The 26,149-nt window shown below is 68.9% G+C and carries 25 protein-coding genes and 2 tRNA genes; 20 read left to right on the top strand and 7 right to left on the bottom strand.

What is annotated here, in order from left to right:
* Positions 1–18: 18 nt before the first annotated feature.
* A complete protein-coding gene (locus MNI96_RS10445) occupies positions 19–2,403 on the bottom strand; it encodes a bifunctional diguanylate cyclase/phosphodiesterase (RefSeq protein WP_249692803.1) in 2,385 nt (794 codons plus the stop codon).
* A 251-nt stretch (positions 2,404–2,654) separates the two neighbouring features.
* Entirely contained in the window at positions 2,655–3,455 is an 801-nt protein-coding gene (locus MNI96_RS10440) for a helix-turn-helix transcriptional regulator (RefSeq protein ID WP_249692801.1), read from the bottom strand.
* A 97-nt stretch (positions 3,456–3,552) separates the two neighbouring features.
* On the opposite strand from MNI96_RS10440, the gene MNI96_RS10435 reads away from it, so the two are divergent.
* Positions 3,553–5,013, top strand: a complete 1,461-nt coding sequence (locus MNI96_RS10435) for an MFS transporter (protein WP_249692799.1) — start codon at positions 3,553–3,555, stop codon at positions 5,011–5,013.
* A gap of 259 nt (positions 5,014–5,272) precedes the next feature.
* Here MNI96_RS10435 and MNI96_RS10430 read toward each other — a convergent pair.
* Positions 5,273–5,362, bottom strand: a tRNA-Ser gene (locus MNI96_RS10430).
* A 551-nt stretch (positions 5,363–5,913) separates the two neighbouring features.
* Here MNI96_RS10430 and MNI96_RS10425 point away from each other — a divergent pair.
* The 16 genes from MNI96_RS10425 (at position 5,914) to MNI96_RS10350 (ending at position 20,133) form a co-directional block, all read left to right on the top strand.
* Complete coding sequence (locus MNI96_RS10425; RefSeq protein ID WP_249692797.1) at positions 5,914–6,534, top strand: 50S ribosomal protein L21; 621 nt, start codon at positions 5,914–5,916, stop codon at positions 6,532–6,534.
* Between the two features lie 46 nt (positions 6,535–6,580).
* On the top strand, positions 6,581–6,850 hold the full coding sequence (gene rpmA / locus MNI96_RS10420) for a 50S ribosomal protein L27 (protein ID WP_249692794.1): 270 nt from the start codon (positions 6,581–6,583) through the stop codon (positions 6,848–6,850).
* Positions 6,851–6,986: 136 nt separating this feature from the next.
* Entirely contained in the window at positions 6,987–7,607 is a 621-nt protein-coding gene (locus MNI96_RS10415) for a GNAT family N-acetyltransferase (RefSeq protein WP_249692792.1), read from the top strand.
* A complete protein-coding gene (locus tag MNI96_RS10410) occupies positions 7,589–8,194 on the top strand; it encodes a GNAT family N-acetyltransferase (protein ID WP_249692790.1) in 606 nt (201 codons plus the stop codon). The genes MNI96_RS10415 and MNI96_RS10410 overlap by 19 nt, the downstream gene beginning before the upstream one ends.
* Positions 8,191–8,751, top strand: a complete 561-nt coding sequence (locus MNI96_RS10405) for a GNAT family N-acetyltransferase (protein ID WP_249692788.1) — start codon at positions 8,191–8,193, stop codon at positions 8,749–8,751. Before MNI96_RS10410 ends, MNI96_RS10405 begins: the two co-directional genes overlap by 4 nt.
* Before the next feature lie 36 nt (positions 8,752–8,787).
* Positions 8,788–9,831 (top strand): GTPase ObgE, encoded by a 1,044-nt coding sequence (obgE, locus tag MNI96_RS10400; protein WP_249692786.1) that lies wholly within the window; start codon positions 8,788–8,790, stop codon positions 9,829–9,831.
* Between the two features lie 178 nt (positions 9,832–10,009).
* Positions 10,010–11,215 (top strand): glutamate 5-kinase, encoded by a 1,206-nt coding sequence (gene proB / locus MNI96_RS10395; RefSeq protein WP_249692784.1) that lies wholly within the window; start codon positions 10,010–10,012, stop codon positions 11,213–11,215.
* The gene (locus tag MNI96_RS10390; RefSeq protein ID WP_249692782.1) at positions 11,208–12,488 is read left to right on the top strand and encodes a glutamate-5-semialdehyde dehydrogenase; all 1,281 of its coding nucleotides are present in this window, start codon (positions 11,208–11,210) and stop codon (positions 12,486–12,488) included. Before proB ends, MNI96_RS10390 begins: the two co-directional genes overlap by 8 nt.
* A complete protein-coding gene (locus tag MNI96_RS10385; protein WP_249692780.1) occupies positions 12,489–13,097 on the top strand; it encodes a nicotinate-nucleotide adenylyltransferase in 609 nt (202 codons plus the stop codon).
* 239 nt (positions 13,098–13,336) lie between these two features.
* Entirely contained in the window at positions 13,337–13,750 is a 414-nt protein-coding gene (rsfS, locus tag MNI96_RS10380; protein WP_249692779.1) for a ribosome silencing factor, read from the top strand.
* A gap of 155 nt (positions 13,751–13,905) precedes the next feature.
* On the top strand, positions 13,906–14,391 hold the full coding sequence (rlmH, locus tag MNI96_RS10375; RefSeq protein WP_249692770.1) for a 23S rRNA (pseudouridine(1915)-N(3))-methyltransferase RlmH: 486 nt from the start codon (positions 13,906–13,908) through the stop codon (positions 14,389–14,391).
* Positions 14,392–14,637: 246 nt separating this feature from the next.
* On the top strand, positions 14,638–16,020 hold the full coding sequence (locus tag MNI96_RS10370; protein ID WP_249692768.1) for a murein hydrolase activator EnvC family protein: 1,383 nt from the start codon (positions 14,638–14,640) through the stop codon (positions 16,018–16,020).
* Positions 16,017–17,351: a S41 family peptidase gene (locus MNI96_RS10365; protein ID WP_249692766.1), complete on the top strand. Its 1,335-nt coding sequence runs from the start codon at positions 16,017–16,019 to the stop codon at positions 17,349–17,351. Before MNI96_RS10370 ends, MNI96_RS10365 begins: the two co-directional genes overlap by 4 nt.
* Before the next feature lie 71 nt (positions 17,352–17,422).
* Positions 17,423–18,607 carry a divergent polysaccharide deacetylase family protein gene (locus MNI96_RS10360; protein ID WP_249692764.1) on the top strand — a complete coding sequence of 395 codons (1,185 nt, stop codon included), beginning with the start codon at positions 17,423–17,425 and terminating at the stop codon, positions 18,605–18,607.
* 56 nt (positions 18,608–18,663) lie between these two features.
* Entirely contained in the window at positions 18,664–19,164 is a 501-nt protein-coding gene (locus MNI96_RS10355; protein ID WP_349629152.1) for an RNA pyrophosphohydrolase, read from the top strand.
* Positions 19,165–19,368: 204 nt separating this feature from the next.
* The gene (locus tag MNI96_RS10350; RefSeq protein WP_249692763.1) at positions 19,369–20,133 is read left to right on the top strand and encodes an SDR family NAD(P)-dependent oxidoreductase; all 765 of its coding nucleotides are present in this window, start codon (positions 19,369–19,371) and stop codon (positions 20,131–20,133) included.
* A 17-nt stretch (positions 20,134–20,150) separates the two neighbouring features.
* Here the strand turns inward: MNI96_RS10350 and queG are convergent, their stop codons facing one another.
* Entirely contained in the window at positions 20,151–21,332 is a 1,182-nt protein-coding gene (gene queG / locus MNI96_RS10345; RefSeq protein WP_283776439.1) for a tRNA epoxyqueuosine(34) reductase QueG, read from the bottom strand.
* Positions 21,329–22,021, bottom strand: coding sequence for a glutathione S-transferase family protein (locus MNI96_RS10340; protein WP_249692761.1), 693 nt, complete (start codon positions 22,019–22,021; stop codon positions 21,329–21,331). The genes queG and MNI96_RS10340 overlap by 4 nt, the downstream gene beginning before the upstream one ends.
* A gap of 133 nt (positions 22,022–22,154) precedes the next feature.
* Here MNI96_RS10340 and MNI96_RS10335 point away from each other — a divergent pair, with 133 nt between their 5' ends.
* The gene (locus tag MNI96_RS10335) at positions 22,155–22,961 is read left to right on the top strand and encodes an undecaprenyl-diphosphate phosphatase (protein ID WP_249692760.1); all 807 of its coding nucleotides are present in this window, start codon (positions 22,155–22,157) and stop codon (positions 22,959–22,961) included.
* Here the strand turns inward: MNI96_RS10335 and MNI96_RS10330 are convergent.
* The gene (locus MNI96_RS10330; protein WP_249692752.1) at positions 22,944–23,978 is read right to left on the bottom strand and encodes a helix-turn-helix transcriptional regulator; all 1,035 of its coding nucleotides are present in this window, start codon (positions 23,976–23,978) and stop codon (positions 22,944–22,946) included. The two genes, MNI96_RS10335 and MNI96_RS10330, sit on opposite strands and share 18 nt — an antisense overlap.
* 165 nt (positions 23,979–24,143) lie before the next feature.
* Between MNI96_RS10330 and MNI96_RS10325 the strand changes: the two genes are divergently transcribed.
* Positions 24,144–24,548: a DUF1127 domain-containing protein gene (locus MNI96_RS10325; RefSeq protein ID WP_249692750.1), complete on the top strand. Its 405-nt coding sequence runs from the start codon at positions 24,144–24,146 to the stop codon at positions 24,546–24,548.
* An 81-nt stretch (positions 24,549–24,629) separates the two neighbouring features.
* Here the strand turns inward: MNI96_RS10325 and MNI96_RS10320 are convergent, their stop codons facing one another.
* On the bottom strand, positions 24,630–25,634 hold the full coding sequence (locus tag MNI96_RS10320) for a complex I NDUFA9 subunit family protein (protein WP_249692748.1): 1,005 nt from the start codon (positions 25,632–25,634) through the stop codon (positions 24,630–24,632).
* A gap of 313 nt (positions 25,635–25,947) precedes the next feature.
* On the opposite strand from MNI96_RS10320, the gene MNI96_RS10315 reads away from it, so the two are divergent.
* A tRNA-Leu gene (locus MNI96_RS10315) sits at positions 25,948–26,034 on the top strand.
* Positions 26,035–26,149 lie beyond the last annotated feature (115 nt).

The raw sequence follows: 26,149 nt of genomic DNA, 5'->3' as shown, positions 1-26,149 counted from the left end.
AACGACCGGCCGGCGGCGTCAGTCGCCGGTGCGGGATCCTCGGATACGCGCCAGTGCCGCGGCCTCGCTCGTCGGCACGGCACCGGTCTCGCCGGTGCTTTCGGCGGGATATCCGACGAGATAGCCCTGGATCTGGGTGCAGCCCTCCTGCGCCAGGAAATCGCGCTGGGCCCGGGTCTCCACACCCTCCGCGAGGATCGGGATGTCGAGGCTTTCGCCCAAGGCCAGCACGGCGCGGATCATCGCCGAGGCCTGCGGCCCGCGGTCGAGATCCTCCATGAAGGACTTGTCGAGCTTGATCTTGTCGAAGGGGAACGAGCGCAGGGTCGACAGGGACGAATAGCCGATGCCGAAATCGTCCATCGAGATCGACACGCCCATCGCCTTGATCCTTCGCAGGATGTGCAAGGTGCGCTCCGCATCCTGGATCAAGGAGGTCTCGGTGATCTCCACCTCCAGGCGCTGGGGCGGCAGGCCGGTCTCCATCAGGATACCATGGATGATGTCGGGCATGTCGATGCTGCCGACCTGCAGCGCCGAGACGTTGACCGCAACCTTGAGCGGATTGTCCCAGGAGGCGGCCTCGCGGCAGGCGGTGCGCAGCACCCACTCGCCGATGGGCAGGATCAGGCCGGTGTCCTCGGCGATGGGGATGAACTCCATCGGCTGAACCACGCCGCGCTCCGGATGACGCCAGCGCAGCAAGGCCTCGTAGCCGGTCACCGCGTTGTCGCGGATCGAGACCTGCGGCTGGAAGACGAGGAAGAACTCGTCTTCCGCCAGTGCGGTGCGCAGCTGCAGCGCCACGGCGCGACGCTCGCGCACGCGCTCGTCCATTTCCTCCTCGTAGAAGCAGATCGCCTCGCCGTGCGAGCCCTTGGCCCGGTACATGGCAAGGTCGGCATTGTTCATGAGGGTCGCCGGGCTCGCCGCATCGTCGGGGAAGATCGAGATGCCGATGGAGGCGCCGCAGATCAGATCCGCATGGTCGTAAGGCACGGTGGCGAAGAGCTCGCGCTCCAGCCGCGAGGCGATGCCGAGCGCCTGCTCGCGGTCCTGCACCAGGGCGGTGGCGACGAACTCGTCGCCGCCGAGCCGGGCGACGAAGGCCTCCTTGCCGACCGCCGTGCGCATGCGCTCCGACAGCACCCGCAGCACATGGTCGCCGGCCGCATGGCCGTGCACGTCGTTGACCTCCTTGAAGCGGTCGAGGTCGATGGCGAAGAGCGCGATGCGGGAACTGGCCGGGCGCGTCTCGATCTGGCCGTCGAGATGCTCCAGGAAGGAGGAGCGGTTCGGCAGGCCGGTCAGATTGTCGAAGCTGGCGAGATAGGTGATCTTCTCCTCCTGCGCCAGGCGCTGGCGCAGGTCGCGTACCGAGTAGAAGCGCGTGGCGACGATCTCGTCGCGGTCGTAGCGGTCGTCGCGGGCCGCGACCTCCACGGGCAGGCCTGCGCCGGACGCGGTGATCAGCGTCGCGCGCACCAGCTGGTCGACGGCGGAAGGCCCGCGCGGGACGAGCTCGGCGAAGGTGCGCCCGACCACCGCCTCGCGCTCCAGGCCGCTGAGCTGGACGAAGGCCTCGTTGCAATCGACGATGCGCCCGGCGGTCTCGATGACGATGCCGTCGACCGAGCTTTCCAGGATGTGCTTGGCGCGGGTCCTGGCACGAAGGGTCGCCTGGCGGTCGAGCAGCTGGCTGGCAATGCCGGTGCCGAGCACCAGCAGGCCGACGCCGGCAACCGCCACCGCCAGCGCGCCATAGGCATCCTCGCTGGTGGCGCCGCCCGGCACCGGCACGGCCGGCACGATGCCGACCGCCGCCATGCCGGTGAAATGCAGCGCGACGATGGAGGCCGTCAGCAACGCGGTGCCCAGCAGTTCGCGCGTCTGCGGGTCGGCGTGCTCGCGGGCGACGGCGAAAAAGGCGGCCGCGCCCAGAGCCAGCGACAGCACGAGCGAGACCGCCACATAGGTCGTGTCCCAGACGATCGCGCCGTCGATGCTGAAGGCGGCCATGCCCGTGTAGTGCATGACGGCGACGCCGGCTCCGAACAGGCCGCCGCCGAGCACCGGCGCGAAGCGGCCGCGGCCGGAGGCGACCACCAGGGCGAGCGAGGCGGAGACGACCGCGATCAGCAGCGACACGCCGGTGAGCGTGGGATCGTAGGAGACGGGTACGCCCGGCCGGTAGGCGAGCATGGCGACGAAATGGGTGCACCAGATCGTGGAGCCGGCCGCCACGGAGCCGAGAAAGACCCAGAAGGGCCGGGCCTCGCGCTCGGCCGCGCGGATGCGCACGAACAGGCGCACCGAGATCCATGCGCCGAGAACACAGATGACCGCAGCCAGGGCAACCAGCCGGAGATCGTGCTCCGTGAAGAGGCAAATGAAAAAGCGCAAGGGAAAATCCTCGAAAGATGACTACAAGGATCGGTTGAAACAGCTACGCCTTTCTTAACTCCACTCGCCCAACGACATGCCCATACCGTCGTTCACAGATCAAACTGGCCCGTATTACGGCACTTTCCGCGGAGTCGGGCAAGTCCATACGGGCCGGGCGCAGCAGCAGCGAGCATATCGTTGCCCGCCCCGGCACACGCGGAGATGGCAGCGGTGGGAGCACGGGCCGTCTGCGCAGCGCGATCCATTCGTCAGCCAGCGGCAGATTCCAGCTTCTGTGCATAGACAACGAGACGCAGATGCTGTCCGCCGTCGATGGTGAGCGACGTGTGCTCGAAATCGACGGGCGTGCCGTCCACTTTGATCGTGCGGGTGCCCGTGCAGGGCGCATGGACGTCCTGGCTCTGCCACCAGTTCTTGAACTCGGGCGAGACCCGTTCCAGTTCTTCGACCAGGGCGCGGGCATCGGCGTCCTGGCGCGCGGCAGCAAAGTCGCGGCGGAAGCTCGCGACCATTGCCGGTGCCTGCTCCTCCCAGCCGACGAAGGCTTCCCGCAAACCGGCATCCGCGAACAAGGCCCAAAGCAGATTGCGACGACCGGGATCGAACCTGCCGAACCCGAACAGGCGGTCGGCAGGCCCGTTGCAGGCCAGCACGTCCCAGCGCAGGTTGATGATGTAGGCGGCGTGGGGCGCAAGGTCTTCCACCAACCGGGCGGCGAGCGACGGCACGATGCAGAACGTCTTGCCGGGTTCCGCCGGCGGACGCTCGTGCGCGAGCATGAACAGATGCCGACGTTCGGCCGCATCGAGCTTGAGCACGCGGGCGAGATTGTCGAGGAAACCGGCGGACACCCCGATCTCGCGGCCCTGCTCAAGCCACGTATACCAAGTCAGCCCGACGCCCGCGAGCGCCGCGACTTCCTCGCGGCGCAAGCCCGGCGTGCGCCGACGCTTCGCGCTCGGCAGGCCGACATCTTCCGGCAACAGCCGCTCGCGGCGGGCACGCAGGAATTCGGCAAGCTCGGGTCGGGTGCGTTCGAGGGTGCGCATCGGTTAGCCCATTACGAAAAGCAACAGCATAAGAAGTTAAATTGTAAAAGGATAATGATCGTGGAATCGCTGGCGCGTCAACACAAGAGGACGCCAGATGCATTCCGACGCCTGCACAGCCGATACCCTTTCCCCCACGTCTGCCGATCCGGCCCGCCGCCCGCCCTGGCTCGGCCTGTCCATCCTGCTGCTCGCCGGCTTCGTGACGATCTTCGACCTTTTCGTGGTCAATGTCGCGATCCCGTCCATGCAGGCCGAACTCGGAGCGAGCCTGTCGCAGATCGGGTTCATCGTCGCGGGCTACGAACTGGCCTTCGGCGTCCTGCTGGTCGCGGGCGGACGGCTCGGCGACCTTTTTGGACGGCGGCGGCTGTTCATCATCGGCATGGCCGGCTTTACGGCGGCCTCTCTTCTTTGCGGCATTGCCTCGACGGTGGAAATCCTGATCGGCGCACGCGTGTTGCAGGGGCTGGCTGCGGCCCTGCTCTTCCCGCAGGTCTATGCCTCGATCCGCGTGAACTTCTCCGGCGACGACAGCCGCCGCGCCTTCGGCTTCCTCGGCATGACGCTCGGCCTTGCCGCCATTGCGGGACAAATCATCGGCGGCTTTCTCGTCGAGGCCGATATCTTCGATCTTGGATGGCGCACGATCTTCCTCATCAACGTGCCCGTCGGCGTGTTTGCAATCCTGATGGCGCGGTTCATCCCGGAAACGCGCTCACCCGAGCGCCCCGCGCTCGACTGGCCGGGCGTCGCACTGGTCAGCCTCGGGCTGACGGCGCTTCTCGTGCCGCTGGTCGAGGCCCCATCCCGTGGCTGGCAGCTTTGGAGCTTCCTGTCGCTCGTCGGGGCCGCACTCCTGCTCGCCGCCTTCTATCGCCACCAGGAACGTCGCCGCAAAACCGGGCAGCAGCCTTTGGTGGACATGGCGCTCATGCGACAACCGCGCTTCGCCCAAGGCGGACTGCTGGTGCTCCTGATCTATTCGACGGCCTCCTCCTTCTTCCTCTGCTTCGCGCTTCTGGCGCAGACGGGTTTCGGCCTCAGTCCGTTCCAGGCCGGCAGCGTCTTCGTGCCGTGCTCCATCGCCTTCGTGATCCTTTCCTTGAGCGCACCGCGCCTTGTGGCGCGCTTCGGCACCCCGGCCATAGCAACGGGCGCGGTGGTCTATGCCGTCTCCTTCACCGTGCTGATCGGGCAGGTCTGGGTCGCCGGCGCCGATCTCGTGGTCGCGCATCTCGTTCCGGCGCTCATCGTCGTCGGCGGAGCGCAGGCGATGATCATGACGCCGCTGCTCAACCTCGTGCTCGGCTTCGTGGAGGAACGGCAGGCGGGCATGGCCTCCGGCGTCGTCTCCACGCTGCAGCAGGTTGGCGCAGCGCTCGGTGTTGCGGTGGTCGGAATCTTGTTCGGAGCAGCGCTCGGGGCGCACTCGGAAGGGCAAGCCGCACGCTATGCCTCGGCCTTCGTCGCGGGCATGAGCTACAACGCCGCTGCCGCCGCCATGGCCGCACTCCTGCTGGCACGACTGGCAGCCCGCGAAGGCCGCATGCCCTGACTGCGGCGGACCGGGCTCCGTCCGAAACCGGGAGAGCGCTTGCTTGCGGGCGAGCGAGCTCACCCGGTTTCGGGCGCTGACAAACCTGCAAGGACGGAAGTCGGCGGAAAGCGACGCAGACGCAGTGCCGGAGCGGAACTGAATGGCGGGGTTCGGGTAGACGTTCGGAACCCGCAGCCAAGAGCGCACGTGCGCGACCGGCCGGTTATTTCGCCCTCGCGGGCCGTGAGCGAAGCGAACTGGCGCGAGATCAAGGAAGTGGCGGAGAGAGAGGGATTCGAACCCTCGGAACGCTTGCGCGCTCAACGGTTTTCGAGACCGCCCCGTTCAACCACTCCGGCACCTCTCCGCTATATGAGATGTCGTGGTCTCAAAGTGCGACGGTACATAGCGAAGTGCGCGGGGTCGCACAAGGGGCGTCTTGCAACTTTTCCCCGGTCCAGCAAAGTGGCGGGGCAGGACGGGGCGATGCGGCACGAAAGCGCCGGCGCGAGCGCACGAAGGGCGCCAAGGTGGCATGCGTGTCACAAAAGCGCCGGCGCGCGCGGCAAAGCGCACAAAACCGCCCTTGCAAGCGTTGACTTTGCATCGCCGATCCGTATAGTCGCGCTGCTTCGCAAAGGGTCCGAAAAGGCCCATCCGTTGCCCGAGGCTCTCCGCCGTTCCCCGCAACCCACAGCCAACGCCCTTGAAACGGGGCCTGACTGCGGCTTTTCCGGCGACCGGCAGACCATTCCGCCAGGCTTTCAAGGGCCCCGCCCGACGAGCCGGCAGGACGGTTCCAAGAGAGGCAATGTCCTCGTCAAGTTCCCGCAAGGGACGCCGAAGGGCAGGAGGCGAAGCCCGGCAGACCAAAGACGGCCTGCCGGCGAGCAAAACGAAAAGAAGGACGTGCGAGACATGTTCGCAGTGATCAAGACGGGCGGCAAGCAGTACCGCGTCGCCCAGGACGACCTGCTCAAGGTCGAGAAGATCTCGGCCGAAGCGGGCGAGACCGTGACTTTCGCTGAGGTGCTGATGGTGGGCGGCGAGACCGACACCATGATCGGCTCTCCGCTGGTCGAGGGTGCGAGCGTCGTCGGCGAGGTCGTCGACCAGGGCCGCCACCGCAAGATCATCATCTTCAAGAAGCGCCGTCGGCAGAACTCGCGTCGCCGCAACGGCCACCGCCAGAGCTTCACGCTGGTCAAGATCACCGACATCCTGACCGGTGGCGCCAAGCCGGCGACCAAGAAGAAGGCCGCTGCCCCGAAGGCGGAGAAGGCCGAGGACGCAGGCACCGAGGCCGAGCTCCCGGTCCTGTTCACCGCACCGGATGCGCCCGCCGACGATCTGAAGAAGATCTCCGGTGTCGGCCCCGTGCTGGAGAAGAAGCTGAACGCGATGGGCATCACGACCTACGCCCAGGTCGCCGCCTTCACCGCGGAAGACATCGCCCGCGTCGACGAGGCCCTTTCCTTCAAGGGCCGCATCGAGCGCGACAACTGGGTCCAGCAGGCTTCGGAGCTGGCCGGCAAGTGATTGCCGCCGCTCAGGTCTGATCTAAGGTTCGACGAGGAGTTTCGTCATGGCACACAAAAAGGCAGGTGGCTCGTCCCGTAACGGCCGCGATTCCGCGGGCCGACGTCTGGGCATCAAGAAGTTCGGCGGCGAGGCAGTCGTCCCGGGCAATATTATCGCGCGCCAGCGCGGCACGAAGTGGCATCCGGGTACGGGTGTCGGCATGGGCAAGGATCATACGATCTTCGCTACCGTCGAGGGCACGGTGACGTTCCAGGCCAAGGCCAACAAACGCACGTATATCAACGTGACGCCACTCGTAGACGCAGCAGAGTAACGCCGACGTGTTTGGTTCGAACCGCCGGCGTCCCATCGACCCGGCGGTTTGAACAAAACCGGCATGATCGCGACGGATCAGGGGAGATGGGCCGCCATCTCCCCTTTTTCTTTTCGTCGCAATGCCGGAGGACACCATGGTTGCGGATCTCGAAGAGGGCTTGGAAGAAGATGGTCTGGCCGCGGTTGTCGGCCCGCAGGAAACCGAGCGGCTGAGGCTGGACGCGCTGCGTCACGACGACCTCGCCGACATCGTGTTTCTCGCCAACAACCGCCGCATCGCCACGATGGTGGCCTCGATGCCCCATCCCTTCACGGTCGTCGACGGGCGAAATCTCATCGCCCTTTCGGCGAACCCGACGGCAACGCGGGCGAAGTACGCCATCCGCCTGAAGTCGACGGGCCGCGTCATCGGCGCCATCGGCTACGGCGCGCTGGACGAGGGCGAGCCGCTGCATCTGGGCTACTGGGTCGGCGAGCCGTTCTGGGGCCAGGGCTATGCCACCGAGGCGGCGCAGTCGGTCGTCGACCACGTCTTCGCGGTGCAGGGCGCCGACCGGCTGAGCGCGGCGGCCCGCGTCACCAACCCCGCCTCGCGGCGGGTGCTGGTGAAGTGCGGCTTCCAGTTCGTCGAGCAGGGGATGATCCATTCCCGCGGCGCCGGCGGCGCGGTCTCGGTCGACCGCTTCGCCATCGACCGCAGCACCTGGCGCGCCCTCAAGCAGTGGGGGCGGATGACATGCCTGAGCTCCGCCTGAACGAGCGCATCGCCACCCGGCGGCTGGTGCTGCGACCGCTGGAGACGGCGGACGCGGAGGCCATCGACAGGCTGTGCAGCCGCGACCACGACTTGGTGCGCTGGCTGACCGGCATGCCCTGGCCGCCGAAGGACGGGGCGGCGGCGGAGTTCGTCGCCGCCGCGATCGACGCCGACCCGCTGCGCGGCGAGGCGGCCTTCTCCGTCACGCTCGGCGGCGTCCTGATCGGCCTCGTCGCCGTCAAGGCGCCGGGGGATCTGGCAGATCATCCGGACTGCCCCTCGCTCGGCTACTGGATCGGCCGGCCGTTCCAGGGCTTCGGCTATGCCGGCGAGGCCGCAGCGGCCGCGCTCGGCTGGGGCTTTGCCGCCCATGACTGCAAGGCGATGGCGGCGCGCGCCTTCGCCGACAATGCCGCCTCGCTCAAGGTGCTGCACCGCCTCGGCTTTCGCGAGACGGGGCGGATGATGCGGGCATCCCTAGCGCTGGGGCGCGAGGTGGAAAACATGGTGCTGCGGCTGGAACGCGAGGACTGGAACGGCACCGCGGACGGCGCCGGCGCGCGGATGGAGGCGGCGGCGGTATGAGCGCGCTCGCCCATCCCGTGCTGAGGAGCGCGCGGCTGACCCTGCGCGCGCCCGTGCCTGCCGATCTCGACCGGCTTGCAAAGCTGGCGAACGATGCCGATATCGCCCGGATGCTGGAGCGCATGCCGCATCCCTATTCGCGCGCGGACGGCGAAACGTGGCTTGCCGGCATCGGCCGGGATCCGGCGAAACTCGAATTCGCCATCGACGACGGCAGCGGGTTCATCGGAGGCCTGTCGCTGCGCGGATTGGACGAAACGCCGGTGATCGGCTATTGGCTTGGCCGGCCCTATTGGGGGCACGGCTACATGAGCGAGGCTGCCGGCACCGCGCTTGCCTGGATTTTCGGGGCAAGAGACGCGGGGGCCGTGGAAGCCCGCGCGATGACAGAGAATACCGCCTCGCGGAACGTGCTGACAAAGCTCGGCTTCCGCGATATCGGCGAGACGGACTGCGCGAGCCTGGCCTGCGGGACAAGCCGGCCGGCGCGCCGCTACCGGCTCGACCGCACGACATACGAGAACCGGAACCGGGGACATGCCCCGGGCAAGGCCTGACGACCGGCCCGACGGGCCAGCAGAAAGACGCGACGCATGAAATTCCTCGACCAGGCCAAGATCTATGTCCGTTCCGGCGACGGCGGCGCGGGTGCCGTGTCGTTCCGGCGGGAGAAGTATATCGAGTTCGGCGGCCCCGACGGGGGCGATGGCGGGCGCGGCGGCGATGTCTTCGTCGAATGCGTCGACGGGCTGAACACGCTGATCGACTTCCGCTTCGCCCAGCATTTCAAGGCCAAGACCGGCATGCACGGCATGGGCCGCAACCGCACCGGCGCCAAGGGCGACGACGTGGTGCTGCGGGTGCCGGTGGGCACGGAGATCCTGGAAGAGGACAACGAGACGGTGCTGGCCGACATGACCCGCGTCGGCGAACGGCTGCTGCTGCTCAAGGGCGGCAATGGCGGCTTCGGCAACGCGCATTTCAAGTCGTCCACCAATCAGGCGCCGCGCCATGCCAATCCCGGCCTGGAGGGCGAGGAGAAGTGGATCTGGCTGCGGCTGAAGCTGATCGCCGATGCCGGCCTCGTCGGCATGCCGAATGCCGGCAAGTCGACCTTCCTGGCCGCCGTCTCGGCGGCCCGGCCGAAGATCGCCGACTATCCCTTCACCACGCTGCATCCCAATCTCGGCGTGGTCGAGATCGACGGCAACGGCTTCGTGCTGGCCGACATTCCCGGCCTGATCGAGGGCGCGCACGAGGGCATCGGCCTCGGCGACCGGTTCCTCGGCCATGTGGAGCGCACCCGTGCGCTGCTGCATCTGGTCGACGGCACCCAGGAAGACCCGGGCGAGGCCTACCGCGTGGTGCGCGGGGAGCTCGCCGCCTATGGCGCCGGGCTCGACGAGAAGCCGGAAGTGGTGGCACTGTCGAAGGTCGACGCGCTGGACGAGGAGACCCGCGCGGAGCGGGCCGCGATCCTGGAGGAAGCCTGCGGACAGAAGCCGCTGCTCTTGTCCTCGGCGAGCGGCGAGAATGTCGACCGGGCGCTTCGGATGATCCGCCGCGCCATCGACCGCGACCGCGAGGAAGAGGCGAACTCGGTGCCGCAGATGCCGAGCGAGCCCTGGCGCCCCTGAAGGCGCCGAAGACAGGAACCAGGCCCGGACAGATCCGGGCCGCAACGGAGGGGCCGTGATGGGCCGACCATGACCGGGAGCGTATGAGCGGGCGCGCGAGGGCGCCCCGCCCCACCCTCCCCTGTCTTCCGCGCGCGCCTGCAACGGGCCGCGCACCTGACCTGACGGACCACACCCGATGTCCACCCCCCTCTCCGATTCGCTCATCCAAAGCGAGGCCGACACCGCAACACGTACCGGCCGCCTGTCCACCCACCGCCGCCTCGTCGTCAAGATCGGCTCGGCCCTGCTCGTCGAGGACGGCAGGCTCAAGCGCGACTGGCTCGACGCGATGGCCGACGACCTCGCCATGCTGGCGCGGGCCGGCACGGAGCTGATCGTCGTCTCCTCCGGCGCCATCGCGCTGGGGCGCGGCGTCCTCAAGCTGCCGCGCGGGCCGCTCAAGCTCGAGCAGGCGCAGGCCGCCGCCTCGGTCGGCCAGGTGGCGCTGGCCCAGGCCTATGCCGAAGCGCTCGGCGCGCGCGGGCTGACCGCCGGGCAGGTGCTGCTGACGCTCGGCGACACCGAGGAGCGGCGGCGCTACCTCAACGCCCGCGAGACGCTGGGCACCCTGCTGAAGCTCGGCGCCGTGCCCATCGTCAACGAGAACGACACGGTCGCCACCTCCGAGATCCGCTACGGCGACAACGACCGGCTGGCGGCGCGCGTCGCCACCATGGCCAGCGCCGACTGCCTGGTGCTCTTGTCGGATGTGGACGGGCTCTATACCGCACCGCCCGCCAGCAATCCGGACGCGGTGTTCCTGCCCGAGGTCGCGGCGATCACCGGCGAGATCGAGCAGATGGCGGGGGCCGCCGGCTCCGAACTGTCGCGCGGCGGCATGCGCACCAAGATCGACGCGGCAAAGATCGCCACCTCCGCCGGCACGACCATGGCGATCGCCAGCGGCAAGCGGATGAACCCGCTGGCGCATCTGGAAGCGGGGGGCCGGGCGACGTGGTTTCTCGCAAGGTCGACGCCGGCGAGTGCCCGCAAGGCGTGGATCGGCGGCCATCTGGAGCCGCGCGGCGCGCTGCATCTGGATGCGGGTGCCATCCGCGCCGTGCAGTCGGGCCGCAGTCTGCTGCCGGCCGGCATCCGCCGGGTGGAAGGCGACTTCAACCGCGGCGACGCGGTGCGGCTGGTGGCCCCGGACGGGCGCGACATCGGCCGCGGGCTGGTCGCCTACGACCACCCGGAAGCGGGGCTGATCCTCGGCCGCAACAGCCGGGAGATCGAGGCGATCCTCGGCTATGCGGGCCGGGCGGAGATGGTGCACCGGGACGATCTCGTGCTAAGCGGGCAGACCGGAGAGACGGCGACGGGAGGCGGCAGCGATGCTTGAACGAGTGGCGAAGACCGATATCGCGGGGCTGATGCGGCAGATGGGCCGCGACGCCCGCGCGGCCTCGCGCCGGCTGGCGACGGCCGATGCGGCAACGAAGAACGCTGCCCTCGCGGCGATGGCCGAAGAGGTGCGCGCGTCAACCGCCGAGATCCTTGCGGCGAATGCGCAGGACATCGCCGCGATGACGGAAGGCGGCCAGACCGCCGCCTATCTCGACCGCGGCACGCTGACGCAAGAGCGCGTCGAGGCGATTGCCGCCGGCATCGAGGCCGTTGCGGCGCTGGACGATCCGGTGGGCGCGGTGATCGCCGCCTGGGACCGGCCGAACGGGCTGCATATCGAGCGCGTGCGCACGCCGCTCGGCGTCATCGGCGTGATCTACGAGAGCCGACCCAACGTGACGGCGGATGCCGGCGCGCTGTGCCTGAAGGCCGGCAACGCTGTGATCCTGCGCGGCGGCTCCGACACGATCCGCTCCAACCTCGCCATCCATGCCGCGCTGGCGCGCGGGCTCGCCCGTGCCGGCCTGCCGGAAGCGGCGATCCAGGTGGTGCCGGTGACCGACCGGGCCGCCGTCGGCGAGATGCTGGCCGGCCTGGAGGGCACGCTCGACGTGATCGTGCCGCGCGGCGGCAAGAGCCTCGTCGCCCGCGTGCAGCAGGAGGCGCGCGTGCCGGTCTTCGCCCATCTGGAAGGGCTCTGCCACATCTTCATCGACCGCAGCGCCGATCCCGAGATGGCGCTGAAGGTGGCGATCAACGCCAAGATGCGCCGCACCGGCATCTGCGGGGCGATGGAAACGCTGCTGATAGACCGGGCGGCGGCGGACACGCTGCTGGTGCCGATCTGCAATGCGCTGATCGAGGCGGGCTGCGAGATCCGGGGCGATGCGGACGTGTGCGCCGCCGTGCCGCAGGCGCGCGCCGCCACCGAGGACGACTGGCGCACCGAGTATCTCGACGCGATCCTGTCGGTGCGCGTGGTCGACGGGCTGGAGGCGGCGATCGAGCATATCGAGACCTACGGCTCGCACCACACCGACGGCATCATCGCCGAGGACCCGCAGGCGGTCGCCCGCTTCTTCGCCGAGGTGGATTCGGCGATCCTCACGCACAATGCCTCGACCCAGTTCGCCGACGGCGGCGAGTTCGGCATGGGCGCGGAGATCGGCATCGCCACCGGGCGCATGCATGCGCGCGGACCGGTGGGCGTCGAGCAGCTGACGAGCTTCAAGTACCGGGTCCACGGCACCGGGCAGGTGCGCCCCTGAATGGACCCTCGGCTCGCCATTCCGCATGCCGAGCCGGGCAATCGCATCGGCCTGTTCGGCGGCTCGTTCAATCCGCCGCATTCCGGCCACCGGCTGGTCGCCGACATCGCGCTGGCCCGGCTCGGGCTCGACCGGCTGTGGTGGCTGGTGACGCCCGGCAATCCGCTGAAGGACCACGCGGAACTGGCGCCGCTGGCCCGGCGGCTGGGTGCGGTGGAGGCGATCGCCCGGCATCCGCGGATGACGGTGACCGCGCTGGAGACGCAGCTCGGCACCGCCTACAGCGCGCGCACGCTGGCCCGGCTGACGCAGCTGCGGCCGCGGCTCAAATTCGTCTGGGTGATGGGGGCGGACAATCTCGCCGGCTTCCACCGCTGGCAGGACTGGCGCGGCATCTTCGCCCGCGTGCCCATCGCCGTGGTCGACCGGCCGGGCGCGACGCTGCCCGCGCTCGCCTCGCCGGCGGCGCAAAGCTTTGCCGGCTCTCGCCTCGACGAGGCGGACGCGCGGCTGTTGCCGGGCCTGGCGCCGCCGGCCTGGACCTTCCTGACCGGACCGCGCGATGCCTCCTCCTCCACCCGGATCCGCGCGCTGGCGCAGGACCGGTGAAAGGATCCGTTCGGCAACTTGCCGGCGATGTCTTGAAAACGCCACCAACGAAGGCCACTCTTTTACTTGCGCCGGAAGAGTCGCGCCGTACCGCGTTTCGGCGTACAAGGCCGGATAACGGACGGTCTGCCGAAGGCAGGACGTCCCTATCCATCGGGCCGCAGCCCCAGGGAATGCACCGCGAGGTGCACTCAAGGCATGCGGCCGGACGAACCGGATGAAAGGCAATCCGTCTGAGTATGACCTTCGAAACCGAGGCGTCGGCTTCCACCGCCCCTCGTCCCGCAGCAGCCGGCACGCAGCAGCGTGCGGGCCTGCTCGATAGCGTCCTCGCCTCGCTGGCCGATTCCAAGGCCGAGGACATCGTCACCATCGACATCACCGGCAAGTCGCCGATGGCCGATCAGGTCGTCGTCGCCTCGGGCCGTTCGCACAGGCATGTCGGCGCCATCGCCGATCACCTGCTGCGCGACCTGAAGGATGCCGGCCACGGCAATGCCCAGATCGAGGGCGTGCCCCAGTGCGACTGGGTGCTCATCGATGCGGGCGACGTGATCGTCCATGTGTTCCGCCCAGAGGTCCGCGCCTTCTACAATATCGAGAAGCTGTGGTCCGTGGACGACGTGAGCGCGCCGGTGCACTACGCCGGCTGACGCCGGCCGGACGTGACGGAACGGGACAGACAAGACCGGATCCCGCCGGGCCGCGAGCCGGCGGGACAGAGGTTTTGCGCCGCCTGCAACACTGCCACGCCGATCCGAACGCGGCCCTCAAAACCGATCCGAACGCGGAAAGTCCCGGCTCGCCCATGCGCCTCCACATCGCCTGCATCGGACGCATGAAGGCCGGCCCCGAGCGCGAGCTGATGGGCCGCTACGCCTCGCGCATCGACAAGGCCGGACGGGGCGTCTCGCTCGGCCCGCTGTCGGTGACGGAGCTGCCCGAATCACGCAGCCCCCGCGCCCAGGACCGCAAGGCGGAAGAGGCGCGCGCGCTGCTGGCCGCCCTGCCCGCGGGCGCGGCGATCCTCTGTCTCGACGAGACGGGACGCGACATGACGAGCGAGGCCTTCGCCGCCGAGCTGGAGAAGATCCGCGATGCGGGAACCGCGGACCTGGCGGTGGCCATCGGCGGCCCGGACGGCCACGGCGAGCCGCTGCTGGAAGCCGCGCGGATGAAGCTCGCCTTCGGCCGGATGACCTGGCCGCACCAGATCGTGCGCGCGCTCGCGGCCGAACAGCTCTACCGGGCCGTGACCATCCTTTCGGGCCATCCCTACCATCGAGGTGGGTGAACGGGAGCAGGCGTGACGCAGCGGACTGCCCGTATTCCGCCCTATTTCTCGTCTAGGCCTTCTTTCCGCAGGCAGGAGCGAGGGTTTACCATTCGTTAGGGTTGACGTTTCTTTAACGTCCCTGGGGCAAGCTGGTCATCCTTAGTCAGCCCGTCCCGGGCTCCCCGTGTCCGACGAGACCGCCTCGGCAAGGCCGCCAGCGGTTCGCAGGGCGAGCGGTGAACGCACGACCAACTGCCGAGAGCCATGCGGACAGGTCATCTGCTGCTGATCCTTCCTCTCGCCGTCGCGCTTGCGACAGGCGTGTTGCCGCAAGGGCCCGGACGGGGCCTGGCAAGCGAGGAACAGATCGAGACGGCGCAGGAGCCGTCCGCCGCTGCCGGCCCGTCGACCGGCCCGGCCTCCGAACCGGAGAGCCTGGCCGACCGCAAGGCCCGCCGCGAGGAAGAACTGTCGACGCTGACCCGCGACCTGTCGCTGTCGGCCGACCGGCAGGCAGCGCTGGCGCGGGAAATCCGTGCCATCGAGCGCGACCGGGAAGCGCTCAATGCCGATCTTTTGCGCACCGCGCAAAGGGTCACCCGGCTCGAGGAGCAACTGGCGTCGACGGAATCCCGTCTGCGCCGCCTGGGAGAGAACGAGGACGCAGTGCGCGCATCCCTGGTCAAACGACAGGACGTGCTGGCCGAGGTGCTCTCGGCCCTGCAGCGCATCGGCCGGCATCCGCCGCCACCGCTTGCGGTGCGCCCGCGCGATGCGCTCGGCGCCGTACGCAGTGCCCTGCTGCTCAACGCGGTGATGCCGGAGCTGCATGTGGAAGCGCAGGCGCTGGCGAGCGACCTCGCCTCGCTGCGCCAGCTCAAGGTGTCGAGCGCGGCCGAGCGCGACCGGCTGGTCGCCGACGGGCAGCGCCTTGCCGAGGAGCGCACCCGCGTGGAACTGCTGGTCGCCTCGAAGAAGCGCGACCGCGAGAGAAGCGAGGCGGAACTGGCGCAGGAGCGCGACCGCTCCCGCCAGCTCGCCGAGGAAGCGGGCACTCTCAAGGAATTGATCGCGACGCTGGAGCGGGACATCACCAGCGCGCGGAATGCGGCGGAAGCCGCCCGCAAGGCCGACGAGGCCAGACGCAACGCACCGCCCTCGTCCGATCCGTTCGGCGATCCGGGACGGCTGGCGCCGGCCATCGCCTTTGCCCAGGCGAAGGGCCGCATCGGCGCGCCCGTGGCCGGAACGGTGCTGAGGGATTTCGGGGCGCAGGACGGTTTCGGCGGCACCACGCAGGGCCGCTCCATCGCCACCCGTACCAATGCCCAGGTGGTGGCCCCGGTGGACGGATGGGTGGTCTATGCCGGACCGTTCCGTTCCTACGGCCAGGTCTTGATCCTGAACGCCGGCGATGGATATCATATCCTGCTTGCCGGCATGGACCGGACGAATGTCGAGCAGGGGCAGTTCGTGCTGGCAGGGGAGCCCGTCGCGACGATGGGGGAGACGCGCGTGGCAAGCGCGGCGACTCTCGATCTCGCGGCACCGCAACCCGTGCTCTATGTTGAATTTAGGAAAGACGGCGTTTCGATCGATCCCACACCTTGGTGGGTTCGGCCCGAAGAAGAAAAGGCTCGCGGATGATTCGGAAAGCTTCCCTGTTGCTGGTCGGTGCGCTCATCGGTGGCGCGACAATCACCGCCCTCTCGCAGATGCCCGTGCGTGTCAGCGGCGTGGCGAATGCCGCCGCCTCCGACACCTACCGGCAGCTCAACCTCTTCGGCGACGTGTTCGAGCGGGTCCGCTCCGACTATGTCGAGGTTCCCGACGATGCGGCACTGATCGAGTCGGCCATCAACGGCATGCTGAGCTCGCTCGACCCGCATTCGAGCTACCTGTCGCCCAAGCACTTCCGCGACATGCAGGTGCAGACGCGCGGCGAGTTCGGCGGCCTCGGCATCGAGGTCACCATGGAGGACGGCCTGGTCAAGGTCGTCACCCCGATCGACGACACGCCCGCCTTCAAGGCCGGCGTGATGGCCGGCGACCTGATCACCCATCTCGACGGCGAGCAGATCCAGGGCCTGACCCTGTCGGAAGCCGTCGACAAGATGCGCGGGCCGATCAACACGGGCATCGAGCTGACCTTGCGCCGCGAGAACGTGGCCGAGCCGATCAAGCTGACGATCACCCGCGACATCATCCGCATCAAGTCGGTGCGCTTCCGCGAGGAAGGCGATGTCGGCTATCTGCGCGTGACCCAGTTCAACGAGCAGACCTATGACGGCCTGAAGGACGGCATGGACGAGGTCGCCAAGCAGATCGGCTCCGACAAGCTGAAGGGCTTCGTGCTCGACCTGCGCAACAATCCCGGCGGCCTGCTCGACCAGGCGATCGCCGTCTCCGACGCCTTCCTGCAGCGCGGCGAGATCGTCTCGACCCGCGGCCGCAACGCCGACGAGACCCAGCGCTACAACGCCCGCTCGGGCGACCTGGCCAACGGCAAGCCGGTGATCGTGCTGATCAACGGCGGCTCGGCCTCGGCCTCGGAGATCGTCGCCGGCGCCCTGCAGGACCACCGCCGCGCCACCGTGCTCGGCACCCGGTCCTTCGGCAAGGGCTCGGTGCAGACCATCGTCCCGCTCGGCGCCAACGGCGCGATCCGGTTGACGACGGCGCGCTACTACACCCCGTCGGGCGTCTCGATCCAGGCCAAGGGCATCACCCCGGACATCGAGGTGCTGCAGGAACTGCCCGAGGAACTGCGGGCCAACGGCGCCGAGACCAAGGGCGAGGCGGGCCTGCGCGGCCACCTGCAGGGCGACGGCGAGGAGCAGTCCGGCAGCCAGGCCTATGTGCCGCCGGATCCCAAGGACGATGCCCAGCTGAAGCTGGCGCTCGACCTGCTCAACGGCGTCCAGGTGAACAGCGCCTTCCCGCCGGTCGGCGACCAGAAGGCCGCCGTTCCGAACTGACCAACGACCGGCTGCGGGCGCCCTGGGGAGGGGAGCCCGCAGCCGCCCGTCTTGAAAGCGGATGAGGCACCATGGCGGGAAACGACCTCTCGACTCCCCTCGGGCTGAGCAAGAAGAAATATCTCAACCTGCCGCTCGGGCTGATCGGCGCCGGCATGATCACCCTGCTGGGCCTGACCGCGCTGGTGTGGATCGGCATCGTCGACGATCCGCTCGGCGGCGAGCCCACCGCCTCGATCCCCCTGGAGCGCTCCCTCGACGGCCTGACCGCCCGCGATTTCGGCGTGGTGGAAATCCGCCCGACCCTGCCGGAGCAGGGCGAGCCGGGATCGCAGGCCGATGGCGGCCGCGACGAGACGCTGGGCCCGCGCTTCGAGCCCAAGCCGATGGGCGAGCAGGACCTTGCAGCGCAGCCCGAAGACGACATGCCGTCGCTGGCAAGCGGCCAGGGACTGTCCGAGCGCCCCGATGCGAGGGTGAGCGAAAGCGGGCCGCACGGTCGGCTTCCAATCGTCTCGGACAACGGATTGCGGCCGCTCGACATCTATGCCCGCCCGGTCGGCCAGTCCTTCGCCTCCGTCCCCAAGATCGCGATCATCGTCGGCGGCCTCGGCCTGTCGCAGACCAGCACCCAGGCGGCGATCGACCGGCTGCCCCCCGACATCACCCTCGCCTTCGCCCCCTACGGCTCCAGCATCGACCGGTGGATGCAGCAGGCCCGCCGCTCCGGCCACGAATTGCTGCTGCAGCTGCCGATGGAGCCGTTCGACTATCCCGACAACGATCCGGGCCCGCACACGCTCCTGGTCAGCAACACGCCGGTCGAACTGCGCGACCGCCTGTCGTGGCTGCTCAGCCGAATCACCAATTATGTCGGGGTGATGAACTATATGGGCGCCCGCTTCACCGCCTCGGAAAGTTCGCTGCAGCAACTGCTCGGCGAGGTCACCCGGCGCGGCCTGATGTATGTGGACGACGGCTCGTCCTCGCGCAGCATCGCAACGGCGACGGCGAGCGGACTGCGCACCCCGTTCTCCCATGCGGATCTCGTCATCGACGACGTGCCGCGGCCCAAGGACATCACCGCCCGGCTGCTGCAGCTGGAAGGCACGGCGCGGGCGCGCGGCATCGCCGTCGGCGTTGCCAGCGCGCTTCCCGTGACCATCGAGGAACTGGCGAAGTGGTCGCGCGACCTGGAAGAGCGCGGGCTGCAGCTCATTCCGATCAGCGCCTCCATCGACCGCGCCGGCCAGTAGCGGCCGCCGCCGCCACCTGGCCTTTCCGACCAACTTGCCTCAAGGAGACCTGCCGCGTGCTCAGCCCCGCCGCCCTGCCCGACTATCGCCCCTGCGTGGGCGTGATGCTGCTCAATGCCGACGGCCTGGTGTGGACCGGCAAGCGCGCGCCCGAGGGCGGGGTCGATCCCGACTATTGCTGGCAGATGCCGCAGGGCGGCATCGATGCCGGCGAGGACCCGCTGCCGGCTGCCCGCCGCGAGCTCTACGAGGAGACGGCGATCCGCTCGATCACGCTGATCGCCGAGGCGCCGTCCTGGTTCTCCTACGACTATCCGGCCGACATCGTGCCGATGCGCCACAAGGCGCGCTACAAGGGGCAGACGCAGAAGTGGTTCGCCTTCCGCTTCGAGGGCGACGAGAGCGAGATCGACATCCTGACGCCGCCCGACGGCCACAAGCCGGAATTCTGCGAGTGGCGCTGGCGGCGGGCGGAGGAACTGCCCGGGCTCGTCATCCCGTTCAAACGCGCCGTCTACGAGGGCGTAGTGCAGGCTTTTTCCGCTTTCACGCGATAACACTGCGGGCCCGAGGCCCGGTCCGCAGGCCAATGCGTGCCCGCGCTCACCCAATCGGCCATGGCGCCCGGCGCCCCCGCCTGCCATGATCGCGCACCCGCGCCTGCGGGCCGCGCCCTGCGGCCCCGCGCGACCCTGCCGGACCGGCGCCTCCTTCCCGGGAGGCATGCCCTGCTCCGGCGCAACACGCTCACGGGGGACATCATGACACTTTCAGCGGACCTGTCCGGCAAACGGATGCTGATCACCGGCGCCTCGAGCGGGCTCGGCTCGCATTTCGCGCGGGTTGCGGCGCGGGCCGGCGCCTCCATCGTGGTGGCGGCGCGGCGCCAGGACCGGCTCGAGGCGCTGGTGGAGGAACTGCTCGGGCTCGGCGCACCAAAGGCGGCGGCGCTGGCGCTCGATGTCGGCGACGGGGCGGCGATCCATGCCTGCCTTGCCGGTGCCGTGACCAGGCTGGGCGGGCTCGACATTCTCGTCAACAATGCCGGCATCGCCCGGGCCGGGCTCGCCGTCGACCAGACGGCCGAGGATTTCGATGCGGTGATGTCGGTGAACCTGCGCGGCGTCTGGCTGATGGCGATCTCCGCCGCCCGCCACTGGCGCGAGACGGGAACGCCCGGCAACATCGTCAACATCGCCTCGATCCTGGGCGAGCGGGTGAGCATGGGCACCGCCTGCTATGCGGTCTCCAAGGCCGGCGTCGTGCAGATGACGCGGGCGCTGGCGCTGGAATTCGCGCGGCTGAACGTACGCGTCAACGCGCTGGAGCCGGGCTATTTCGAGACCGAGATCAACCAGGGCTATTTCGACACGGATGCCGGCAAGGCGATGATCCGCCAGGTGCCGATGCGGCGCATCGGCCATTACGAGGACCTCGACGGGCCGTTCCTGCTGCTGGCGAGCGATGCCTCGCGCTTCATGACCGGCGCGGCGATCCCGGTCGACGGCGGGCACATGCTGGCCTGACCTCGGTCCGTCTGACCTCAGTCCGGCCCGGCCGGATCATCCTCGGCGGCGGCGAGGGCCGCCTGCCACTCCCCGCGCACCTCCTCGTCCGCTTCGTGTTCCAGCGCGGCCGCGGCAAGGACGGCAAAGGTCGCGCGCGGCAGCAGGCGCGAGGCCGCCCAGACGGCCGCGCCGCGCACCAGCGGGCTGGCGTCGGCGAGCAGCGGCGTCACCCTTGCGCCAAGCGCCTGTGAGCCGGAATTGCCGGCGGCGACCAGCACGTTGCGCAGGAAGCGGTCGCGGCCGATGCGCTTGATCGGCGAGCCGGAAAAGAGCGCGCGGAACGCCGCATCGTCCAGCTGCAGCAGGTCGGCGAGCGCGGGCGCGCGCAGCTCGTCGCGGGCGATCAGCCGTGCCTCGTGCGCCTCGACCGCGAACTTGTTCCAGGGACAGGCGGCAAGGCAGTCGTCGCAGCCGTAGATGCGGTTGCCCATGGCAGCGCGGAAGGCGCGCGGGATCGGCCCCTTGTTCTCGATGGTGAGATAGGAGATGCAGCGGCGCGCATCGAGCCGGTAGGGCGCGGGAAAGGCGTCCGTCGGGCAGACCGAAAGGCACGCCCGACAGGAGCCGCAATGGTCGACCTCCGCCTCGTCGACTGGCAGCTCCAGATCGGTGAAGATCTCGGCGAGGAAGAACCAGGAGCCGAGACGGCGCGAGACGAGATTGGTGTGCTTGCCCTGCCAGCCGAGGCCCGCCTGCTGGGCGAGCGGCTTTTCCATCACCGGGGCGGTGTCGACGAAGACCTTCACCTCGCCCTCGCCCAGCCCCATGCGCCGGGCCTGGGCCAAAAGATGCTGCGCCAGCTCCTTGAGCCGGCCCTTGACGATGTCGTGATAGTCGCGGTTGCGTGCATAGACGGAGATGGTCGCCCGATCGCGCGCGCCGAGCGTCGCCAGCGGATCGCCGTCCGGCGCGTAGGAGAGCGCCAGGCTGATCACCCGGCGCGCGGCGGGCCACAGGGCCTGGGGCGCTGCACGGCGCTCCGCCGTCTCGGCCATCCACTCCATCGAGCCGTGATGGCCCGCAGCAATGAACCCAGCGAGATTTTCGGATGTCCGGGGCGGGGCATCGGCGAGGGCGACGCGCATGTCGTCGAAGCCCAGCGCCCGCGCCTTGTCGGCAAGCGAAGCCTTCAGCCGGGCCGCCTGTTGCGGGCTCAGAAGTCCAGGTCGGCGTAGACCGACGCCGGCGGCATGCCCAGCATCTTTTCCGCCAGCAGCGGACGGAAGCTCGGACGCGACTTCATCCGGGCGTACCACGCCTTGACGTTTTCCTCCTCCGCCCATGGCACCTCACCCAGGTAATCGGCGCAAGACAACTCCGCCGCCACGGCGAAATCGGCGAAGGTCAGCCGCTCGCCCGCCAGCCAGTTGCGCGAGGCGGCAAGATAGCCGAAATAGCGCAGATGGTGGCCGATATTGGAGCGTGCGGCGCGCAGGACGGCAGAATCCGGCGATCCTCCGCCCTGCGAGGACGGCATGTCCTGCTTGTAGATCCGCTCGCGCACGAAAGGGCCGACGACCTCGTTGTCGAGCTTGTTCACAGCCCAGTCGACCAGCCGCCGGGTCTCGGCCCGCGCGTCCGGGTGGTCGGGCATCAGCCGGCGGTCGCCGACCGCATAGCCGCGCGTCTCGTCGAGATATTCCATGATGGCGAAGGCGCCGCACACGGGCGGTCCGTCGTTTTCCCGCAGCACCGGCAAGGATCCGGCCGGATTGAGCATCAGGAACTCGCGACGGCGCTCCCAGGGGCGCTCGGTGACGAACTCCACCTTTGCGCCATATTCGGCCAGCACAAGCTGCACGAAACGCGACTGGGGCGAGAACGGATGGCGATACAACGTCAGCATAAGAGGATCGTAACCGGTTACGGTTAATCAAACGGTGCAGAGCGGGCGGCACCGTTGCCAGGGGCCCCGTATACGCCGCACCACGCCGTCGTACAACGCGGCAATTCCCGCAAGGAACCGGAGAGTCCAGCCCATGCAATCGGAGACGCTCGTCGGAGCGCTGATCCTCGGCCTCGTCGAGGGCCTGACCGAGTTCATTCCCGTATCCTCGACGGGGCATATCCTGCTGCTCGGACATTTCATCGGATTCGAGAGCACCGGCAAGACCTTCGAGGTGCTGATCCAGCTCGGCGCCATCCTCGCCATCCTCTCCGTCTATTTCCACCGCCTGTGGACCATCGCGATGGCGCTGCCGCACGAGACGCAGGCGCGCCGCTTCGTCGCAGGCATCCTGCTCGCCTTCCTGCCGGCGGCGGTGATCGGCGTGTTCGCCCACGGCTTCATCAAGACGGTTCTGTTCGAATCGCCGGCGCTGATCTGCACGACGCTGGTGCTGGGCGGCATCGCGCTGCTGGCCGTCGACCGGATGAAGCGGGCGCCACGCTACGACGACGTGATGCACTATCCGCTGTGGCTGTGCCTGGCCATCGGCTTCTTCCAGACGCTGGCCATGGTGCCGGGCGTTTCCCGCTCCGGCTCGACCATCGCCGGGGCCCTGCTGCTGGGCACCGACAAGCGCTCGGCGGCCGAGTTCTCGTTCTTCCTGGCGATGCCGACCATGGCCGGCGCCTTCGCCTACGACCTTTTCAAGAACCGCAACATCCTGTCGGTCGACGACGTGACCATCATCGCGGTCGGCTTCATCGCCGCCTTCGTCACCGCCGTCTTCGTGGTGCGCGGCCTGCTCGACTTCGTCAGCCGGCACGGTTTTGCGCCCTTCGCCTGGTGGCGCATCGCCGTCGGCCTGGCCGGGTTCGCCGGCCTATATCTCTTCGGCTGAGGCCGCGGCCGCCATCGCCGCCAGTTCGTGCGCCAGCCGGCGGCGCAATCCGTCCGGGGAGAGCAATCGCGCCCCCGGACCCAGCCAGCGCACCAGCGGCAGGATTACTTCGGCCTCCGTGCTGGGGATGCGCACCTCCAGCAGGCCTTGCGCCGCGCTTTGCGCGGCCTCCTCGTCCTGCACCCCGAAGATCGCGTGACGGTAATACCAGTCGCGCTGCAGGCGCGCCGCCTGTTCGGGCGTGACGAGAAGGCGGCTGACCCGCCCCTCGCCCTCCCAGCGGCGCATGGCGCGCGACAGCCAGGCGCGGCCGATCTGGCTCTGCACGGAGAGCGCGGCGCGCGGGCGGAAGGCGAAGCCGGACACCTCGATCGCCTGCACCCGGTCGGCGCGGATCAGCCGCTCCGAGCCCAGATCGACATCATGGCCGAACAGGTACCAGCGATCGCGGTCGAACAGGATGCCGTGCGGCTCCATGTCGTAGTCGGCGCTGCGGCCGCGATAGGGGTTCTCGTGGGTCAGGCGCACGCGCTTTGAGACGAGAAGCCCCTGCATGAAGCGGTCGACGGCAAGCTGCGTATCGCCCTCGCCGGTGCCGTCCGGCTCGGGATGGAAGATGTCGGCGGGCGGACACTCGATGCCGACGATGCGCTCGCCTTGCGCGAAGAGCTCGCGCGCCGCGCGCGGCAGGGAGGCCAGCAGCTTCGCCTCGGCCGCATCCAGTTCCGACAGGAGCGGCGTCGCGCGCAGACCCCGCACCAGGGCCAGTGCCACCAGGAGCGCTGCCGTCTCGCCGCGGGTGAGCGCCACCGGCGGCTGCAGGTAGTCGCGCGCCAGCCGGTAGCCGCCCTCGGCCCCGCGTTCGGCCTCCACCGGAATGCCCAGCGCCAGCAGCCGGTCGACATCGCGATAGATGGTGCGCACGGAGACGCCGAACCGCTCCGCCAGTTCGACCGCGCTGCGCTGTCCGCCGGTCAGCAGCAGCAGGATGCCGAGCGCCCGTTCGATGGCGTTCATCGCTCTCTTCTCCGGAAAAAATCACCTGCCCCAACACTGCCCGAACATACCTGACGCGCTGGTGTCAGGTATGGACTGCCATCCTGCTTCGCATCGCCGCTTTCCACAACGCAGCGCCCTCGACGGGCGCCGCGGAAACGCGGCCAGGCAACAGGAGAGCCAGCCATGACCGACATGCGCGTGAACAGGACGGGAGCGACCAAAACGGGGGTTATCAAGACGGGGGCCATCAAGACCGCTTCGGTCGAGAGCCGCCCCGCCCGCAAGGCAACGCCGAGGAGCGGGCACAGGGCGGCAGACCCGTACGACTTTCCCACGCCCCCGCGTTTTTTGCCGGCACTCTTGCTGGTACGGATGGCCCGGGTCCTCGCCGCCCGCTGGCAGCGCTGGCGCTCGGCGCGGCGCACCCAGGCAGCGCTGGAGCGGCTGGACGAGGCGGGGTTGCGCGATATCGGCCTGTCGCGCGGCTATTTCGGCTACGAGCCGGATGACGGGCTGAGCCGCCGCGAGCGGCTGCGAATCCGCCGCCTCGGCTCGGACTTCGGCCTGTGGCGACACGGGCTCGACTGATGCAGGGTCCGGCAAAAACGCGACGAGCCGGAGCGGCGGTCTGCCGCTCCGGCTCGTGGACGTTTTGCGTAATGAGAGCGATCAGACTTCCGGGCCGGCCGTCATGCGGTTGGCGTCGTACTGGCCGTGCTCGCGGTAGCGCTCCAGATAGGTCGGCAGGATCGCGGCAAGGGTCCGCGGCTCGATGCCCAGCGCCTTGAGCGTGCGCCCGTCCGCTTCGGCCTGCGCCGAGACCACGTTGTCGACCTTCAGCATCTCGACCTGGTCGACCGTCAGCAGGGGCTTGGGCAGCATCTGCAGGAACCGCGCCTGGATGCGGGCAAGGCCGAAGGGCAGCGGCACCAGCACCCGGTTGCGGCGAATCACCTTGAGCATGGTCTCCAGGCATTCGCGGAACGAAAGCACTTCCGGCCCTCCAAGCTCGTAGACGGTGCCCGGCGCCAGCTCGCCGTCGACGGCGCGCGCCACCATCTCGGCGACGTCGCCGACGAAGACCGGCTGGAACTTCGTCACGCCGCCGCCGACCAGGGGCAGCACCGGCGACAGGCGCGCCATGGAGGCGAAGCGATTGAAGAAATCGTCCTCCGGACCGAAGACGATGGAAGGACGCAGGATCACCGCCTGCGGCACCGTTTCCAGCACCGCCTGCTCGCCGGCCGCCTTGGACCGGCCATAGGCGGCGGGCGATGCGGCATCGGCGCCGATGGCCGACAGGTGCACCACGCGGTCGATGCCGGCGGCGCGCGCCGCCTCGGCGACCGCGCGCGGGCCGAAGGACTGCACCGCGTCGAAGGTCTGGGCGCCGGCCTCATAGAGAATGCCGACGAGATTGACCACCGCGTCGGCGCCGACCACCGCCCGGTCGACCGACCAGCGATGGCGCAGGTTGGCCTGCACCGGCATGATCTGGCCGACGGCGCCGAGCGGCTGCACATGTTCGGCAAGATCGGGACGGCGCACCGCCACGCGGACGCGATAGCCGCGCCGGGCCAGCGCCCGGACCACATGGCGGCCGATGAAGCCGGACCCGCCGAACACGGTGACGAGCTTGCCGTTCAGGGCCTTCGAACCGGATGCCGCGGACATGACGTCGCTCCCTCTGTGACCATCTGTGTATCGGCGGGCGCAAGCCCCCGATGTCGGTTGGATGCCTTGCCCGTGCAGCGTCTACGCTGGCCGTCGCACCACCGGATTGCGAATCTTTCGAGACGGGTCCGCATCCTGCCGGCGACGCACCGATTCGCGGCGCCGTACGGCAAGAGGTTTGCGAAAAACCCGCCTGCCCGGTCTCAATAGCCCTTGCACCGGCATCTGTGAAGGCCGGTTTTGCACATACGCAGACGGTTTCGAAAACCCCCGTTGACAAGCCGGCAAGCGTTCCTTACAAGCCCGCCTCACAGCCCAGGTGGCGGAATTGGTAGACGCACTAGCTTCAGGTGCTAGCGCTCGAAAGGGCGTGGAGGTTCGAGTCCTCTCCTGGGCACCAAATTCGTCTCGGACATGCCAATAGGTCCGAGGCACACGAAAAAGGTCCGGTTCGCCGGGCCTTTTTTCGTTTCGGCGGGCCTTGCCCCGGCGGAAGAGGTGGCCGCGGCACCCGC

It is taken from the genome of Stappia sp. WLB 29 (genome assembly GCF_023507705.1).
Classification (GTDB): domain Bacteria; phylum Pseudomonadota; class Alphaproteobacteria; order Rhizobiales; family Stappiaceae; genus Stappia.
Note: the sequence above shows the minus strand (reverse complement) of the source record. Positions and strands in the feature narration are given on the sequence as shown.